Annotated in this window: 2 protein-coding genes; one reads left to right on the forward strand and one right to left on the reverse strand. The window is 61.5% G+C overall.

Going from position 1 to position 2,283, the window contains the following annotated elements:
* Positions 1-521: ABC transporter substrate-binding protein (locus tag EOA29_RS33605; RefSeq protein ID WP_245468676.1), on the reverse strand; the 521-nt coding region annotated here is incomplete at its 3' end.
* A 453-nt stretch (positions 522-974) separates the two neighbouring features.
* On the opposite strand from EOA29_RS33605, the gene EOA29_RS33610 reads away from it, so the two are divergent.
* Positions 975-2,102, forward strand: a complete 1,128-nt coding sequence (locus EOA29_RS33610; RefSeq protein ID WP_127222212.1) for an S-(hydroxymethyl)glutathione dehydrogenase/class III alcohol dehydrogenase — start codon at positions 975-977, stop codon at positions 2,100-2,102.
* Positions 2,103-2,283: the final 181 nt, after the last annotated feature.

Consider the following 2,283-nt stretch of genomic DNA (forward strand, 5'->3'; position numbering starts at 1 on the left):
TGCTCATGCGAACCGTAGAGCAGCGCCCAGTTCGGCCATTTCTTGACCATGAGATACTGCGCCAGCGCGTCGGCGAGCATGCTTCGCGTCGGCGCGATGTGGAAGACATTTATGCGGCAGTCCTCCTCGCGCAGACTGTCGTCGGTGGCGCCGATGTTGAATATCAGCACACCTTTGTCGCGAGCGATGTCGGCGATCGACAGCAACTGCTTGGCCGAGAGGTCCGCAACAACATAGCGGTCGCCTTTGGCGATCAGGTCGTCGAATGCCTGAACCGCATCGGATTCCGGCTTTATCTCGGTGACGTCGAGGCTGAATTTCTGATTGATGAACTTGCCCGTCGTATTGTTGTCGCCGATGGCGACATTGGCGCCGGCGACACCTTCGTCGCGCGGCGGCGCATCGAGCAGGGAAAGCGTCAGTCGCGGCGCGTAGGCCCGTAAATAGCCTATCTTGATTTCGGTTGTCTTGCTTTGCGGCTTGATAGCGCCCGCCGGCTGCAAGGTCGGTTGCTGGGCCAACGCGCCTGCGGTCAGGGACAGAAAGCACAAAAAGGCCACCAAGGTGCCCGGCACCGCACTTGTCATCGACAAAATTACCACTTCTTGCGCTTGCTCGGTCGTTGCCGGACTAGCGCGAAGCCAAGGTGCCCCAAGGCGAGCTTAGTGAAGCTGCGGGATTTATCAACCTCGTGGGCAGACGTCCTGGCTCTGCTTTAGTCCTATTCCCGCGGCAAGGAGGTCGGCGTCACGGCTTCCGGGAAACTGCGCGGAAAGTGCAGAACTCTCAGCACACTACCATAGCGGGCTGCCTTGAGGCGGGTGGGGTGGAGGACCTTGGTAGAATAGACTTATGAGATGGATCGTTCGATTATCGCGACCTCACGGCAACCAGGAAACGGACATTTTGTTGCGAGGCAGGCCTTAAGCCCGCCGGAATATGAAATTCGTCGATAGCCTTGGGAGGAATGCCTCATGAAAACGCGTGCCGCAGTCGCTGTTGGTGCCGGAAAGCCGCTTGAGATCATGGAGGTGGACCTCGAAGGGCCGCGCGAGGGCGAGGTCCTGGTCGAGGTGAAGGCGACCGGCATCTGCCACACCGACGAGTTCACGCTCTCGGGCGCCGATCCGGAAGGCATCTTTCCGGCCATCCTCGGCCATGAGGGCGCCGGCATCGTCATCGATGTCGGCAAGGGCGTGACCTCGGTCAGGAAGGGCGACCATGTCATCCCGCTCTACACGCCCGAATGCCGGCAGTGCCCGTCCTGCCTGTCGAGGAAGACCAATCTGTGCACCGCCATCCGCGCCACGCAGGGGCAAGGCCTGATGCCCGACGGCACCTCGCGCTTCTCGGTCAATGGCGAGAAACTGTTCCATTACATGGGCTGCTCGACCTTCTCCAACTTCACCGTGCTGCCGGAGATCGCGGTCGCCAAGGTCAACCCCGACGCCCCCTTCGACAAGATCTGCTACATCGGCTGCGGGGTGACCACCGGCATCGGCGCGGTGATCAACACGGCCAAGGTCGAACAGGGTGCCACCGCGGTGGTCTTCGGCCTCGGCGGCATCGGCTTGAACGTCATCCAGGGTCTTCGCCTTGCCGGCGCCGACATGATCATCGGCGTCGATGTCAACAACGACAAGAAGGCCTGGGGCGAGAAGTTCGGCATGACGCATTTCGTCAATCCGAAGGAGATCGACGGCGACATCGTGCCTTATCTGGTCAACATGACCAAGCGCGGCGCCGACCAGATCGGCGGCGCCGACTACACCTTCGACTGCACCGGCAACACCAAGGTGATGCGCCAGGCGCTGGAGGCCTCGCATCGCGGCTGGGGCAAATCGGTCATCATCGGCGTCGCCGGCGCCGGCCAGGAGATTTCGACCAGGCCGTTCCAGCTGGTCACCGGCCGCACCTGGATGGGCACCGCCTTCGGCGGCGCGCGCGGCCGCACCGACGTGCCGAGGATCGTCGACTGGTACATGGAAAAGAAGATCCAGATCGATCCGATGATCACCCATACGCTGAAGCTGGAGGACATCAACAAGGGCTTCGACCTCATGCATGAGGGCAAGTCGATCAGGAGTGTGGTGGTTTACTGAAGCAATGCCGCTGGGCCGCGGGCCCGAAACGCCCGTGACCCTTGTGGTCAACATGGAGGAAGGACGAATGGCCGAGAAACTGCATCCGAAGATCGACAATGGGCTGCCCAAGGAGAGCGCATCCTTTACCGGCGGCACGCTGGTCTGCGCCTGCACCAGCAACCCGGTGAAGGTGAAGGTC

It is taken from the genome of Mesorhizobium sp. M1E.F.Ca.ET.063.01.1.1 (genome assembly GCF_003998155.1).
GTDB lineage: Bacteria > Pseudomonadota > Alphaproteobacteria > Rhizobiales > Rhizobiaceae > Mesorhizobium.

Bases quoted from the DNA above. Each gene is read 5' to 3' on its own strand.
- EOA29_RS33610 (WP_127222212.1), top strand. From the start codon at position 975: ATGAAAACGCGTGCCGCAGTCGCTGTTGGTGCCGGAAAGCCGCTTGAG.